This window comes from Enterobacter sp. A8, from assembly GCF_004296595.1.
GTDB lineage: Bacteria > Pseudomonadota > Gammaproteobacteria > Enterobacterales > Enterobacteriaceae > Enterobacter > Enterobacter cloacae.
Genome location: NZ_SCMF01000001.1, coordinates 703,391 through 718,519, shown reverse-complemented (window position 1 = coordinate 718,519; position 15,129 = coordinate 703,391). Strand labels below are relative to the sequence as shown.

Below are 15,129 nucleotides of genomic sequence, written 5' to 3'. Positions count from 1 at the left end.
CGCATCACCGTGTTCTGACATATCATTTTAAGGTTATTGGCTTAAAACGGTGAATTTCCCATGCGTCTTGAAGTCTTCTGTGAAGACCGTCTCGGTCTGACCCGCGAGTTACTCGATCTCCTTGTTTTACGTAGCATTGATTTACGTGGCATTGAGATTGATCCTGTCGGGCGAATTTACCTCAATTTTGCCGAAATTGAATTTAATACTTTTAGCAGCCTGATGGCTGAAATCCGCCGTATCGCTGGCGTTACGGATGTACGCACCATTCCCTGGATGCCGTCTGAGCGTGAGCACCTCGCATTGAGCGCCTTGCTTGAAGCCATGCCAGAGCCTTTCCTGTCACTGGATTTGAAAAGCAAAGTCGAGCGGGTAAACCATGCGAGCTGCCAGCTGTTCGCCCAGAGCCAGGACAAGCTCACTCATCACCATGCCGCGCAGCTGATCCCGGGGTTTAATTTCCAGCGCTGGCTGGACAGCAACCCGCAAAATACGCATAGCGAGCATGTGGTGATCAACGGGCAGAATTTCCTGATGGAGATTACGCCGGTGTACCTGAAAGGAGAGAACGACACTCGCGTACTGACCGGGGCCGTTATCATGCTGCGCTCTACCGTGCGGATGGGCCGTCAGCTGCAAAATCTCTCCAGCCAGGATGTGGGAGCGTTCAGCCAGATCATTGCCGTCAGCCCGAAAATGCGTCATGTGGTCGATCAGGCCCGTAAGCTCGCCAGCCTGACCGCGCCGTTGCTGATTACCGGCGATACCGGGACCGGGAAGGATCTGCTGGCCCACGCCGTGCATCTTGCCAGCCCACGCGCGGCAAAACCGTATCTGGCGCTGAACTGTGCCTCTATTCCTGAGGATGCCGTCGAAAGCGAGCTGTTTGGTCACGCCCCGGAAGGCAAAAAAGGCTTCTTCGAGCAGGCGAATGGCGGTTCCGTGCTGCTGGACGAAATTGGCGAAATGTCGCCGCGCATGCAGGCCAAACTGCTGCGCTTCCTGAACGATGGGACCTTCCGTCGCGTAGGGGAGGATCACGAAGTTCACGTGGATGTGCGCGTGATTTGTGCCACCCAGAAAAACCTCGTTGAGCTGGTACAGAAAGGGATGTTCCGGGAAGATCTCTACTATCGACTGAACGTGTTGACGCTAAACATTCCACCGCTGCGCGATTGTCCACAAGATATCATTCCGCTGACGGAGCTGTTTGTGGCACGCTTCGCCGACGAGCAGGGGGTACCGCGTCCGAAACTGTCAGCCGATCTGGGTACGGTGCTGACGCGCTACGGCTGGCCGGGAAATATTCGTCAGCTGAAAAACGCCGTCTATCGTGCGCTGACGCAGCTGGAAGGGTACGAGTTGCGTCCTCAGGATATCCTGTTGCCGGATTACGATGCCGGAACGGTATCGGTGGGCGAAGAGGCGATGGAAGGCTCGCTGGATGATATTACCAGCCGTTTCGAACGTTCCGTGCTGACACAGCTTTATCGCAGCTACCCAAGCACGCGTAAGCTGGCAAAACGCCTGGGGGTATCCCATACCGCGATTGCGAATAAGCTTCGTGAATATGGACTCAACCACAAGAAGGGTGACGAATAACGATAAAAGCCTCTGTAAAGAGGCTTTTTTTACACTTACTCTTTCGCCAGAGGCGTGGTATCTACCTCGACTTTTGTCTCTCCCTGAATCCCCGCAATTTTCTGTTCAACCTCTTTCACCTGTTCCTTGCTGTGAAGCAGGGTATAGGTCAGGTCGAACTGCGTGCTGGCGCCAGGTTGTAGCTGCTTAACGCGTTTCTGCTCGCGTTCAATGGTGACGGGATAGGCGTAGCTGGTTCCCGGCTCAATACCCGTGACATAGCCCTGTTTGAGCGTATCGGTATTTTTCCATAAGGTCAGGACAGGCAACTGCCGCGTGTCGAACTGAATTGACGCACCTTTGTCTCCCGCTTTATTGACCACTGCCGCCAGGGTTTCATGATTATTATCCGCGAGCGGTTTGATATTGAAGACCATTTCATCAAAGCCCTGAGTGGGGCCAGCGTAGGTTTGCCAGTTATCCAGACCCGCTTTGGCATAGTCATTGAAAGGACCAATGCTGGCGGCCGGCGCAAGGAAGCGGGCACCTTCTTCGAGGATTGGCGTACCAAAGTTGCTGTGATAGATAATCTGATAATCATGAGGATAATCAGCATGGTTAGTCAGAACATCATGCAGGCTGAACTGGTTGCTGCCCGGTACGTAACGCAGTTCGGTCATCGTCTGCAGATCTGCTTTTTTAAACGTGCTCTCTTTGATTAATCCGCGAATGCGAATTTCATGCGGTGCGGCATCAGCAACATCGACTTCCACCTGCGACGCAGGCGTATTTCCCGCCTTGCCGTGCAGGGTATAAATCTGACCGTCAGCCGTGACCGGGTGGCCTGTCCATTCATAGCCGCAACGAACCATCATTTCGTTGAAACCTTCCAGCCAGCCAAGTCCGTTTCGACTTTCCAGATTGATATAGGCCGGATTCACCACCTCTTTGACAGGCGAATCCCACCCCATTCGAGTACCAAAGCCTTCGACATGCAGCAGATTCATCCCACGCGTCGGGCTGAGGGTAATTGTCAGACCATTTTTGCTGCTTATAACGATTACCTTGCTGCCTTCCTGCTTGCCACCATGCAGGACTTTTTGCTCGATGCTGAAAGGCTGTCCCTTAAACTTCAGCTCATCGCTGGAAATTTTCCAGTTTCCTTTCTCCACGCCGCTTTCAGCGCTTGTCAGCACCCAGGTTTTAGCGGCGGCGTGTCCAGATATCAGTACCGCAAGGACCGTAAAAGCCAGTTTAATCTTCATATTTAATCCCTTTTGCTGAAACGATTTTTTATCACGTAAGCAAATCTAATGTTTAGGGGAGAAGGGAAATGTGACGGGCTTCACTGGCGGAGAAATTGCGGTTTTTAAACCTTTATTATGCGTGAGCGATCTCGTTATGGTGAGAATGGAACGTTTTTATTTCATGATATATGTGATTTTAGAACGTTTTTGCTTTAACGATTCAGCTATTGAGGCAATAAAAAACCCCGCATCGGCGAGGTTTGGAACGCAAGGTCTATTCTTAAATAAACCTTTTATTTCATTACATTGCTAAGCTTTATAAAATGCCTGTAAATAATCAGGCTTTCAGTGATTCCAGCGCAGCGGTGTAGTCAGGTTCGGTGGTGATCTCGTTGACCAGTTCGCTGAACACGACGTTATCGTTTTCATCGATTACCAGCACGGCACGCGCCGCCAGGCCTTTCAGTGGGCCTTCAGCAATGCCAACGCCGTATTTTTCCAGGAAATCCGGGCTGCGCAGAGTTGAAAGGGTGATGACGTTGCTCAGACCTTCAGCACCGCAAAAGCGGGACTGCGCGAATGGCAGGTCTGCTGAAACGCACAGCACCACGGTGTTGTCCATTTCAGTGGCCAGCTGGTTGAATTTGCGCACGGATGCGGCACAGACGCCGGTATCAATGCTTGGGAAAATGTTCAGTACTTTGCGTTTGCCAGCAAACTGGCTCAGTGTGACGTCAGACAGATCTTTAGCCACCAGAGTAAAAGCCTGCGCTTTGCTGCCAGCCTGAGGAATGGAACCTGCTACAGCAACCGGGTTGCCCTGGAAATGAACGAGTTGTGACATAGATATCTTCCTGTTTACATATAGTTAACGTCGAGGCTAGTGTATGCCATCAGCGGATAACACGGCAAACCAATTTTTTCGCCTTACCGGGCTGCAAGGAGTCAGTGATGAGAAGCGTTAAGGTCTATGAAGAAGCCTGGCCATTGCATACCCCGTTTGTGATCTCCCGTGGCAGCCGAAGTGAAGCCTGCGTGGTGGTGGTCGAAATAGAAGAAGAAGGGGTTAAAGGGGTTGGTGAATGCACGCCTTATCCTCGCTACGGAGAAAGCCTTGCCTCGGTGATGGCGCAAATTATGACCCTGGTACCTGACCTGCAAACCGGGTTGACGCGTGAGGCGTTACAGCAGCGTTTACCTGCCGGGGCGGCTCGTAATGCAATTGACTGTGCGCTGTGGAGTCTTGAGGCGGCGAAGCAGCAGATATCCTTACCGTCGCTGGCTGGCGTGACGCTTCCGGAGAAAGTGGTGACCGCGCAAACCGTGGTGATTGGCGAGCCGGAGCAGATGGCTGCCAGTGCAAAAGCGCTCTTTGAGGCTGGTGCCACGCTGCTTAAGGTGAAACTCGACGATCGCTTGATCAGTGAACGCATGGTCGCTATTCGCGCGGCGGTGCCGGACGCCACGCTGATTGTCGACGCCAACGAGTCATGGCACCCGGAAGGGCTGGCCGCGCGCTGCCAGCTGCTGGCCGATCTGGGTGTGGCTATGCTGGAGCAACCGCTTCCCGTACAGGATGATGCGGCATTGAAGAACTTTATCCACCCGCTGCCGATCTGCGCCGATGAAAGCTGCCATACTCGCGACAGTCTCGACGGTTTAGCGGGCTGCTATGAGATGGTGAATATCAAACTCGATAAAACCGGTGGGCTGACCGAGGCGCTGGCGCTGGCGTCGCAGGCACAGGCGAAGGGGTTTGCGTTGATGCTGGGATGCATGCTCTGTACTTCCCGGGCGATTAATGCGGCGCTACCGCTGGTGAATCAGGTCCGGTTTGCCGATCTCGATGGCCCGACCTGGCTGGCGGTTGACGTTTCGCCTGCGCTCACCTTCACCAGCGGAGTGCTTCATCTCTGAGGCTGCCAGCGCAGAAGATCTACCATCGGTTTCAGGTATTTTTCGCTGGCTTCGTCGGAAGATATCGGGGGGAATTCAGCGGTGATGCAGTGCAAGTCCAGATCGGCGCACCAGCTACCAAATGACCCCGGTGTTTCATAGCCGACGCTGCTGACCAGAGGCAGAGCAAAGGCATCGGCAAGCCACTGCCCCAGCGCGGAGTGACGGGGATCTTCAATACAAGCCAGCGGATCGTGAAATGAGACAACCCACGCGGGGTGGATCTTGTGGATTAACTGGCAGAGCGCCTGTGTTTCTGGCTCTGAGCCGGGTTTTTCTCCCGTCAGTAACACCACGTCACGCTCTTCAGCCGAGCTGTTCCAGCGGTATACCGTTTCACCGGCACGCCAGTTGGCCGCCGGGAAGTTGCGGTTTAAGTCTATCCCTCTCGCATTCGCCCGCAGCCCAAGCTGACAGCCATCCGGGTTGACGGTCAGGATCACATGATGCCGGCGTAGTGTCGGTGCAAGGGTGCGTAACGCGCAGGAGAGGGTGACGATCGAGGAGTTCTCATCGCCGTGCGTTCCCGCAATAATCAGGCCGCTATGGCGATCGGCATCCGGTGCGGGAAACCAGATTAGCGGTGCACCTAAGAAAGACTGGCCATAATGTTCGGTGCCTGGCGGGAAAGCGCCACGTTCCGTTCTTGGTCGGGTAACTGCCATAGGAAATCCTGATAAAGAAGTGCTTACTGGCAGTGTTGTGCAAAACCCACGTTTAATCAAATAGTTTCATCGAAGGATGAAGATTGCCAGATATCACCTTTCCGGCTTAAGGTATTTGCATTTCGCCGTTTCGAAACAAATAATTACGCATTCGCGTATTACCGATTTCTAAAGGGGATCTCATGAAGCATCCTGTTTCGCTGCTTTTTTCTGCACTGTGCCTTTGCGGGCTATCGTCATTTTGTTACGCTGCTGATGTGCCAAAGGGGACGGTGCTGGCGCAAAAACAGGAACTGGTCAGACACATCAAAGACGAACCCGCGTCACTGGACCCGGCCAAGGCCGTGGGGCTACCCGAGATTCAGGTGATTCGCGATCTGTTTGAAGGCCTGGTTAATCAGAATGAGAAAGGGGAGTTGACGCCGGGCGTGGCGACGCGCTGGCAGAGTAACGATAACCGCATCTGGACATTTACCCTGCGTGATGATGCAAAATGGTCTGACGGCACGCCGGTCACGGCGCAAGATTTTGTCTACAGCTGGCAGCGTCTGGTTGACCCGAAAACCACCTCGCCGTTTGCCTGGTTTGCTGCTCTGGCAGGAATCAACAACGCTCAGGCGATTATCGATGGCAAAGCCGCGCCCGATACGCTGGGGGTAACGGCGGTGGATGCCAGAACGTTACGCGTTCAGCTCGATAAACCGCTGCCGTGGTTTAGCAACCTGACGGCAAACTTCGCGTTCTATCCGGTTCAGAAAGCGAACGTCGAAAGCGGTAAAGAGTGGACGCGTCCGGGCTCCCTGGTGGGCAATGGTGCCTATGTGCTGAAAGATCGTGTGGTGAATGAGAAGCTGGTCGTTGTGCCGAATACCCACTACTGGGATAACGCGAAAACTGTTCTTCAAAAAGTGACGTTTATTCCGATCAACCAGGAGTCTTCCGCCACCAAACGCTACCTGGCAGGTGATATTGATATCACCGAGTCGTTCCCGAAAAACCTTTATCAGAAATTGCTCAAGGATATTCCTGGACAGGTATACACGCCACCGCAGCTGGGAACGTATTACTATGCATTTAACACGCAAAAGGGCCCGACCGCCGATTCCCGCGTGCGTCTGGCGCTGAGTATGACCATCGATCGCCGGATTATGGCGGAGAAAGTGTTAGGTACGGGAGAAAAACCAGCCTGGCATTTCACGCCTGATGTGACGGCAGGTTTCACGCCAGAGACATCACCGTTTGAGCAGATGTCGCAGCAGGAGCTAAACGCGCAGGCCAAAACCTTGCTGCAGGCGGCGGGATATGGCCCTCAGCGTCCACTGAAGCTGACCCTGTTGTATAACACTTCAGAGAATCATCAGAAAATCGCGATTGCGGTGGCTTCGATGTGGAAGAAGAACCTTGGGGTAGACGTCAAACTGCAAAACCAGGAGTGGAAAACCTATATCGATAGCCGAAACACAGGGAATTTTGATGTGATCCGCGCGTCCTGGGTCGGGGACTACAACGAGCCATCGACCTTCCTGTCGCTGTTGACATCAACCCATAGCGGCAATATCTCCCGCTTTAACGACCCGGCTTACGATAAGATTATCAATCAGGCGACGCTGGAAACCACCGCAGAAGCCCGTAATGCGGATTACAACCGGGCGGAGAAGATCCTCACGGAAAAAGCGCCAATTGCGCCGATCTACCAGTACACCAACGGACGTCTGATTAAACCCTGGGTGAAGGGATATCCGATCAATAATCCTGAAGACGTGGCGTACAGCCGTACGATGTATATTGTGAAGCACTGAAAAACGAGAGTCCGCTAATTTATTTTCCCTCCTGATACTGCGCTGGCCCGATATCACGTGCCAGCGCTTTTCTGTTTATTCTAGATCTTGAAGACGGCGCTGCATTGATACTGTGTTTTACAGCACTGGGTATTGCTCTTTTTTTTTAATTAAGAGAAATATTCATATTTTGAATATATTGCATTTCGTTAAAAAAACTGTCCATTATTGGACTTTTTAATGGGTGTCGCGTCTTGCTGAAGCGTGTAAACATTGATGCGGGTCATATTATTAGGTGGTGCTGTAGATATTTTTTCTCGTATTGATTTAAATCAATAACGTTGCTTTGTTTGGATATGGATCTTCATTTTTTCGCAGAAATAGCCACTAATGCTGACTATTTTCGGAGTTGTGGTTGATATTTCTTTATGAAAAGGCATGCTGCAAAACCATATTTTATTTCTATAGAGTAAAATTCTTAAGGAATGTCTTAATTTGGCCTTTGATTCCAGGTGGTTGATCTATTGTAGCGTTTTGTTCTAATATCGATTTATTCAGAAACGTCGTTAACTTCAACAAACATTCCTTAAGGAAAGGAACTGCTATGGCTGATACGTTCCAGAACGAAGTGCCTAAGGCACGCATTAATTTAAAACTTGCATTGCATACCGGAGGGGCGCAGAAGAAAGTTGAGCTACCCCTTAAATTACTCACTGTCGGTGATTTCAGTAACGGTAAAGAGAGCAGACCATTATCTGAAAGAAAGAAAATTAACGTCAACAAAAATAACCTCAACAGTGTACTTTCGGAATTTAACCCGGAGGTCAATATGACGGTTCTGAATACGCTGGCGGGTGAGCGTACGGAAGAGAATGTGACGCTGCGCTTTTCAGATATGAAAGATTTTGAACCCGAACAGGTGGCCCGACAAATTCCTCAGCTTCGTGCCATGCTGGCGATGCGTAATTTATTACGTGACCTCAAGTCCAATCTGCTGGATAACGCCACTTTCAGAAAAGAGCTCGAGAAAATTCTTAAGGACCCGGCGCTGTCTCAGGAATTACGTAACGAAATGAGTGCCCTGGCCCCGAAATAAAAACGGGCGCGTCTTTTAATGGATTAAACGAGAGAATGCTGATGTCTGTTAATACTGAAAATGGCTCCGCGCAGGGGCAGACCACTGTGCTGGAAAAAGAGAGCGTCTACGCCTCCCTGTTCGACAAAATCAACCTGACCCCGGCCACAAGCCTGGGCGATATCAATGCGTTTCTGGACGATGCCGCACTGTCTGATGCTCCGGCAGGTGAGCGCCTGACGGCCGCGATGCAGGTATTTATGGACTGTATCCGCAAATCCGGCCAGCCAGTGGAAAAACTCGATAAAACCCTGATTGACCACCATATCGCGGAGCTGGATTTCCAAATCAGCCGCCAGCTGGATGCGGTGATGCATCATGCAGAATTCCAGAAAGTGGAATCCCTGTGGCGCGGCCTGAAGCAGCTGGTGGACAACACCGACTACCGCCAGAACGTGAAAACGGAAATTCTGGATGTGTCAAAAGAGGATCTGCGCCAGGACTTTGAAGATGCGCCGGAACTTATCCAGAGCGGCCTGTACTGGCACACCTATACCGCTGAATACGACACCCCGGGCGGCGAGCCGATTGGCTCGGTTATTTCAGCGTACGAATTTGACGCAAGTCCGCAGGACGTGGCGCTGTTGCGCAATATCTCGAAAGTCTCTGCCGCCGCGCATATGCCGTTTATCGGTGCCGTCGGGCCGAAATTCTTCCTCAAGGAATCGATGGAAGAGGTGGCCGCGATTAAGGACATCGGTAACTACTTTGACCGTGCCGAATACATCAAATGGAAATCCTTCCGCGACACCGACGATGCCCGTTATATCGGCCTGGTGATGCCGCGCGTGCTGGGGCGTCTGCCTTACGGTCCGGACACGGTGCCGGTGCGCAGTTTCAACTATGTTGAGCAGGTGAAAGGTCCGGACCACGAAAAATACCTGTGGACAAGCGCATCTTTCTCCTTCGCCTCCAACATGGTGAAGAGCTTCATCAATAACGGCTGGTGCGTGCAAATTCGTGGCCCGCAGGCAGGTGGGGCCGTGAAAGACCTGCCGATCCACCTGTACGATCTGGGTACCGGCAACCAGGTGAAGATCCCGTCAGAGGTGATGATCCCGGAAACCCGCGAGTTTGAATTCGCTAACCTGGGCTTTATACCGCTGTCGTACTACAAGAACCGTGATTACGCCTGCTTCTTCTCGGCAAACTCGGCGCAGAAACCGGCGCTGTACGATACCGCCGATGCCACTGCCAACAGCCGCATCAATGCCCGTCTGCCGTATATCTTCCTGCTGTCGCGCATTGCGCATTATCTGAAACTTATTCAGCGCGAAAATATCGGTACGACGAAAGATCGCCGTCTGCTGCCACGGCGTGCGCTGCAGAGCACTGTACTTGATACGGTGATGAAAACGACTTCGGCTAATATTGCCGTGCGCAACCTGTGTGCGCCAACGCTGCCCTGTTATCCACCGGCGCAGGACCGTTTTCACTGGCGCGTGCTAAGTCACCTCGGCAGCGGGTTTCTGTCGATGATGGATAACGCCGATGTGCTGCGCGGGACCCTGGCGCTGTATGAATGGACCGACAGCGAGATGAACCGCCGCCGCCTAGAAGCCATCCTCGACGTGAAACACAGTGAAACCGTGCGCTTTGAGCAGGGCTATCTGGTTCGTGGCGTGCAGATTGAAGTGACGCTGGACAGCCACGGCTTTGCCGGGCGCGGCGACATCTGCCTGTTTGGCGAGATGCTGAGCCGTTTCTTCGCGCTGTACACCGACATTTATCTGTTTAACCGCCTGATTATCATTCTGCAACCGACAGGAGAGCGCCTGGAATGGGAAGAGAAGCACAATCGCCGCATTCCCGGCTGACCCCGCGGCTGGAAGCCGATCTGCACCGCATGAATTTTTATCGTTTCTGTCAGTTGCTGGAGAAACGTCATCCGGGCAGGCCACTGATGGGTTCAACCAGTCATCCCGCAGATGACCCGGTACGCTTTGCACCGCATCCGGGGATGGGGTTCCCGGCCGGTGAACTGAAGTCTGTCGAATATGACGAAGACGATGACAACACGCCTCCGGTTATTCGAGCGACCTTCATGGGGATGTACGGTGTCGATTCTCCCTTGCCGACGGCGTATCTTGATGACATCACTCAGCGCCGTGAAGGACATGACGCGCTGCAGGGTTTTCTGGATATCTTCAGCCACCGCATCCTGACGCAGTTTTACCGCATCTGGCGTAAGTACTCTTACCCGGCCACCTTTGAGCCCGGCGGGACCGACAGCATTTCGCAGTCGCTGCTGGGCCTGGTGGGGCTGGGTATTCCCGGCACCGCGAACCACATTGCCACACCGGTATCCCGTTTTCTGGCTCTGCTGGGTGTACTTCAGCAACCGGGGAAAACCCAGGAGGGGATACAGGCCCTGGTGAGCCTGCTGGCACCGGATACCACCGTGACGGTCAGCCCGTACTGCCTGCGTCCGGTGGAGGTCAGTCAGCCACTGGGTTTTTACGGTGATGACGATTTTCTACTGGATGGCAACACGCCACTTGGAGATGAAGCGATGGATGCCAGCAGCCAGCTGCTGATCGCGCTGTCCACCGATAACGAACAGGAATCACAGGGATGGAAACCGGACGGTCTGCTGTATCAGGACTTCCTGGTGATGCTGCGTGTCTACCTTGGCTGGCGTTTTAAGGCAAAAATCACCCTGACAACCCTGACCCGCCTGCTGGCCGTGCCACCGCTCGGTGAAGGATCTTTCTGGCTCGGCATGAATGGCGTACTGGGGGCGGAGGAGGGAGCGTTTGCAGATGATATCCCGCAAACCTTTACGACGGAACTGGGCTATTACACCGGCCTGCAACCTGCAACACCACAACAAGGAAACCGACGTGTTACGTACAAGTTTGATTAAACCCGCGTGCTGGCTGCCTGCACTGCTGGCGTTCAGCCTCACGGGCTGTGGGATTACGCAGAGTATCACTGATGGCACTAAATCGGCATTTAACGCTGTGTTTTATAAAAAAATTAAGGTACTGCATCTGGATTTCACCGCCCGTGAAGCGTTGAACACCGATTCCCGCGAAAGTAACTCGCTGTCTGAGCCGGTGGTAGTCCGCGTATATCAACTGAAAGACCGCAAGATCTTCGACAAAACGGTCTATCAGCAGCTGCTGAAGGACGGGGAGACCATTCTTAAAGCGGACCTTCTGACCAGCCGTGACGTGGTGGTGAAGCCGGGCGGAGATGTGAGCCTTGATATGCCGATGGAAGAAGAAGCGCATTTTGTCGCGGTGGTCGGGCTGTTCCGCCATCCGGATATGGTTAACAACACCTGGAAACAGGTGCTCAGACGTGAAGATCTCGATCCGGATAAACCGCGCATTCTTGAAGCCGGGAATAACCATCTGACATTACAACCGCGAAAGGATGACTGATGCCACAGGGACATAACACGCCATCGCTGTATGAAATGCTGACTGGTAATTTTTCCGGTGGTCTGAGCCTGCACCAGGTCAGTGAGCAGAACCAGGTGATTTTATCCGTACTTGATAACATGCAGCGCGTGCTCAACTGCCGCGCCGGTACGCTGGCGCACCTGCCGGACTATGGTCTCCCGGATATGACCAAAATTCTGCAGGGGATGCCGGGTACGACCCATGAACTGATGGGGATCTTATCGTCTGTATTACTTAAGTACGAGCCCCGGCTTAAGAGAATCGATGTGGTGTTGCTTGAACAGGCTATTCCCGGCGAACTGCGCTACGCCATCGACGCGGAGCTAAAGGGCATCGGTCTGGTCCGTTACGGTACGGAATTTATGCCGGAGGGCAGGGTGTTAATCCGCCACCTGAAACAGCAGCAGTATCTTGATACCCGCGCCGCACTCTGATTTTTATTCAGGCTGAAACCATCATGACGACACAATTCGAACGCCACCTCAAAACCGGCGGCGACCCGCGTACGCTTGCGGATTACGCCGCCCTGCGTGACGAAATGAACAAACTGACCCACCCGGCGCGACCGGACATCAACTGGCCGCAGGCGGAAAAGCTCTGTCTGTCGCTGTTTGAGCACAACGGGGTGGAACTGCAGACCGCGGCCTGGTATACGCTCGTCCGAACGCATCTGGCCGGTCTGTACGGCATGAACGAAGGACTGGCAATACTGGACGCACTCCTGTCCCGCCAGTGGGGCAATATCTGGCCGCAGCCTGTGCATGCGCGTATGGAAATTCTCAGCGCGCTCAGCAGGCGGTTACAACAGACGATGCGCACCCTCACGCTGACCTATACCGACCTCAGTCAGTTGTACCAGACAGAAGAGCACCTGAACGCACTGGGCGACGTATTGCTGCGTCTTGAACTGAGGCATGCCAGCCAGCTCGATGCTCTGCGTACCCAGGTCCATAACGCGGCGGTACGGCTGGAAAACAGCGAGGACGGGCAGGAGGCGGGCGGTGCTGTTCTCCCGGCCAGCTTTACGACCCCGGCAGAACACGTCAGGTGGGTCTATGTTGCGCAGCCGGAGCCGCTGCCGGACAGGCAGGTGATGACCGCGCCGCCTCCGGTGAAGCCCTGGAAGCCATTTGCCGCCGGAATGGCGACCATGCTGGTGATTGACAGCTCGGTGGCATGGGGAAGGCAGACGATGCATACACCAGACCCGGCTCAAACACAGCTCGATGCCACTCTGGCGCCTTTACCTGACGAATTATCCAAAGCGCAGTTGCAGGCGCTGCGACAAGCGTCACCATCACCCGTGGCAGGGCTTAGCAAGACGCAAAATCGGCTCGCACAGCTTAGGAAACTGAAACCTGACTGGGCATGGCGCTACGGCGATAGCCTGGTGCAGCAGGCGCTGATCCTTTGGCCGCAAGAGGCGAAACCGCTGGCGCAACAGTGGCAGCAGCAGGTTAACGTTGCTGCACTTCCGCAGCCATATCTGACTGGCTGGCATCAGGGAATGACCGAATTACAACAACTGGCGAACCGGCTTAACGCACTTGATGAACAGCGGGGTAAATACATGACGGTCAGCGAGCTGAAATCAGCGGTGTTTATCATGTTGCAGGCATTTAACAGTGCCGTGCCTGCAGAGGAACAACTGCGACAGCTGGCAGATCTTCCTGAAAACCAGCCGTGGCCTGCCGCGCAGCAGAGTCAGACAGAACAGCATCTGCAGCAGTTGATTGCCCGTTATGCCCTGATGAAACAAAAAACGGCGGAATAGCTACAAAGGGTTCCCTCGTTTAAGAAGGCGAGGGAGCATCCGGGAAGATAAAAATGGCTGGTCAGCGCAGGGCGCTGATCCTGGTTTAACCGTGTGGAAATGAACAGAGGCAACAACGTGTCAGCCAGAGAACGTTTCTTTAAAAAAGTGCAACAGAGTAGCAAGAACATAACGTCAGGTAACACCTCAGTTGAGGCTGAAATCGTTGAATTCTGCCAGCGGTTAGAGGGGCTGGCACAGCAAATCAATGAGTGGTTTGCGGGCACCAGCATTGAAGTCACGTTATCACGTCAGTATCTTCACGATCTGAGCACATTAGGTTATAGCCTGAGCAGCGGGATTTGCCGCTATGAGATAGCGACTATCCTTCTGCAGAATGGCGAGCGTAGTGTCAGTATCGTGCCAGAGCAGCTCTTCCGTGCAGGAGAAACGGGTTGTGTAAGAATGCGTGTTGAAGCTCCGGACTTTCGTGAGGTGTTTTATCTGAGCATGGCGCCGGAAGCGGGCTGGTTTATCCGGCGCGAGTTTCAGAGCATTAAAGAACGCGCTCTTTTGACGGAAGAACGCTTTTTTGTTGCGGTCGATCGTCTGGCTTGAAGAGCGTATGTAAAGAGCAGGTTGCCGTGCAGGCCTATTCCAACAACTTCGCAAATTTCGCCAGCCACTGCGGATGCGCAGGCCAGGCCGGCGCGGTGACCAGGTTACCGTCAACGTGAGCCTGATCGATACCGATATCGGCGTACTCGCCGCCGCTGAGTCGCACTTCAGGCGCACAGGCCGGGTAGGCGCTACAGGTTCGTCCTTTTAAGATCCCGGCGGCGGCCAGCAGCTGTGGGCCATGGCACACGGCCGCAATCGGTTTGTGCGCGGCATCAAATGTCTGCACCAGCTTCAGTACGTCATCATTTAACCGCAGGTATTCAGGCGCTCTGCCGCCAGGGATCAGCAGGGCGTCATAGTCCTGCTCGTTAACGGCGGAAAAATCGGCATTGAGGATAAAACGGTGCCCCGGTTTTTCGCTATACGTCTGAGCACCGTCGAAATCATGGATAGCGGTCATGACATAGTCACCCTTCGCTTTATCCGGGCAGACGGCGTCAACCTGATGACCAATCATCTGTAAGGCCTGAAAAGGGACCATGGTTTCGTAATCTTCGGCGTAATCGCCCACCAGCATCAGGATCTTCTTGCTCATCATTTTCTCACTTTTATGGATAACGACGTTTTAGATATAGCCTGGTGTAGCGCAAATGTCGGAAATAAAAAAGCCCGTCAGAGCACGGGCAAAATAAGCAAGTGATTTAGCAATTCGTTACCAACATAATGGAGGATAACGGCGCATATCTTACGCGCCTGTTGAGTTGGCCGATACCTGATAATTTCGGTAGGTGAAACAACGGATTAAACGTGCGTTACAGCGCGTCGAAAGTGGGGTAAATGCTGTTTTCAATATATTCCGCTACTAACCAGATCTCGCCACTGAAGATAAACCAGAATCCGAAAATAATAAGCATTAAAATAATTATGGTGAGGATTATTTCTGTTCTTCCCATTGCAGACGATACCCACCCATAGTCTTTTTC

The 15,129-nt window shown here is 53.3% G+C and carries 15 protein-coding genes; 10 read left to right on the top strand and 5 right to left on the bottom strand.

The genetic code is table 11. From position 1 onward, the window contains the following. Window positions 1-60 precede the first annotated feature (60 nt). On the top strand, window positions 61-1,602 hold the full coding sequence (gene tyrR, locus EQV24_RS03375; RefSeq protein WP_013096421.1) for a transcriptional regulator TyrR: 1,542 nt from the start codon (window positions 61-63) through the stop codon (window positions 1,600-1,602). A gap of 35 nt (window positions 1,603-1,637) precedes the next feature. On the opposite strand, the gene EQV24_RS03370 is transcribed toward tyrR, so the two are convergent. Then, window positions 1,638-2,846, bottom strand: coding sequence for an aldose 1-epimerase family protein (locus EQV24_RS03370; protein WP_061771950.1), 1,209 nt, complete (start codon window positions 2,844-2,846; stop codon window positions 1,638-1,640). Between the two features lie 319 nt (window positions 2,847-3,165). Beyond that, entirely contained in the window at window positions 3,166-3,672 is a 507-nt protein-coding gene (gene tpx, locus EQV24_RS03365) for a thiol peroxidase (protein ID WP_013096423.1), read from the bottom strand. A gap of 107 nt (window positions 3,673-3,779) precedes the next feature. Here tpx and ycjG point away from each other — a divergent pair, with 107 nt between their 5' ends. Beyond that, window positions 3,780-4,745, top strand: a complete 966-nt coding sequence (gene ycjG, locus EQV24_RS03360) for an L-Ala-D/L-Glu epimerase (RefSeq protein WP_130626184.1) — start codon at window positions 3,780-3,782, stop codon at window positions 4,743-4,745. Here the strand turns inward: ycjG and mpaA are convergent. Next, window positions 4,736-5,449, bottom strand: a complete 714-nt coding sequence (gene mpaA, locus EQV24_RS03355; protein WP_100168871.1) for a murein tripeptide amidase MpaA — start codon at window positions 5,447-5,449, stop codon at window positions 4,736-4,738. The two genes, ycjG and mpaA, sit on opposite strands and share 10 nt — an antisense overlap. Window positions 5,450-5,631: 182 nt before the next feature. On the opposite strand from mpaA, the gene EQV24_RS03350 reads away from it, so the two are divergent. From EQV24_RS03350 to EQV24_RS03315, 8 genes are all read left to right on the top strand, one after another. Beyond that, complete coding sequence (locus tag EQV24_RS03350) at window positions 5,632-7,248, top strand: peptide ABC transporter substrate-binding protein (protein ID WP_130626183.1); 1,617 nt, start codon at window positions 5,632-5,634, stop codon at window positions 7,246-7,248. A gap of 583 nt (window positions 7,249-7,831) precedes the next feature. Further along, complete coding sequence (gene tssB, locus EQV24_RS03345) at window positions 7,832-8,323, top strand: type VI secretion system contractile sheath small subunit (RefSeq protein ID WP_130626182.1); 492 nt, start codon at window positions 7,832-7,834, stop codon at window positions 8,321-8,323. A gap of 35 nt (window positions 8,324-8,358) precedes the next feature. Next, entirely contained in the window at window positions 8,359-10,179 is a 1,821-nt protein-coding gene (gene tssC, locus EQV24_RS03340; protein ID WP_165876003.1) for a type VI secretion system contractile sheath large subunit, read from the top strand. Then, window positions 10,143-11,228, top strand: coding sequence for a type VI secretion system baseplate subunit TssG (tssG, locus tag EQV24_RS03335; protein ID WP_038985117.1), 1,086 nt, complete (start codon window positions 10,143-10,145; stop codon window positions 11,226-11,228). The genes tssC and tssG overlap by 37 nt, the downstream gene beginning before the upstream one ends. Then, window positions 11,206-11,751 carry a type VI secretion system lipoprotein TssJ gene (gene tssJ, locus EQV24_RS03330; RefSeq protein WP_130626180.1) on the top strand — a complete coding sequence of 182 codons (546 nt, stop codon included), beginning with the start codon at window positions 11,206-11,208 and terminating at the stop codon, window positions 11,749-11,751. The genes tssG and tssJ overlap by 23 nt, the downstream gene beginning before the upstream one ends. Then, window positions 11,751-12,206: a type VI secretion system baseplate subunit TssE gene (gene tssE, locus EQV24_RS03325; RefSeq protein ID WP_038419559.1), complete on the top strand. Its 456-nt coding sequence runs from the start codon at window positions 11,751-11,753 to the stop codon at window positions 12,204-12,206. The genes tssJ and tssE overlap by 1 nt, the downstream gene beginning before the upstream one ends. Window positions 12,207-12,229: 23 nt before the next feature. After that, window positions 12,230-13,546 (top strand): VasL domain-containing protein, encoded by a 1,317-nt coding sequence (locus EQV24_RS03320; RefSeq protein WP_130626179.1) that lies wholly within the window; start codon window positions 12,230-12,232, stop codon window positions 13,544-13,546. Between the two features lie 117 nt (window positions 13,547-13,663). Then, entirely contained in the window at window positions 13,664-14,143 is a 480-nt protein-coding gene (locus EQV24_RS03315) for a hypothetical protein (RefSeq protein WP_130626178.1), read from the top strand. Window positions 14,144-14,177: 34 nt separating this feature from the next. On the opposite strand, the gene EQV24_RS03310 is transcribed toward EQV24_RS03315, so the two are convergent. Both EQV24_RS03310 and EQV24_RS23640 read right to left on the bottom strand, forming a co-directional pair. Next, on the bottom strand, window positions 14,178-14,741 hold the full coding sequence (locus tag EQV24_RS03310; RefSeq protein WP_065187070.1) for a DJ-1/PfpI family protein: 564 nt from the start codon (window positions 14,739-14,741) through the stop codon (window positions 14,178-14,180). A 217-nt stretch (window positions 14,742-14,958) separates the two neighbouring features. Continuing rightward, on the bottom strand, window positions 14,959-15,099 hold the full coding sequence (locus EQV24_RS23640) for an Ecr family regulatory small membrane protein (RefSeq protein WP_013096448.1): 141 nt from the start codon (window positions 15,097-15,099) through the stop codon (window positions 14,959-14,961). Window positions 15,100-15,129 lie beyond the last annotated feature (30 nt).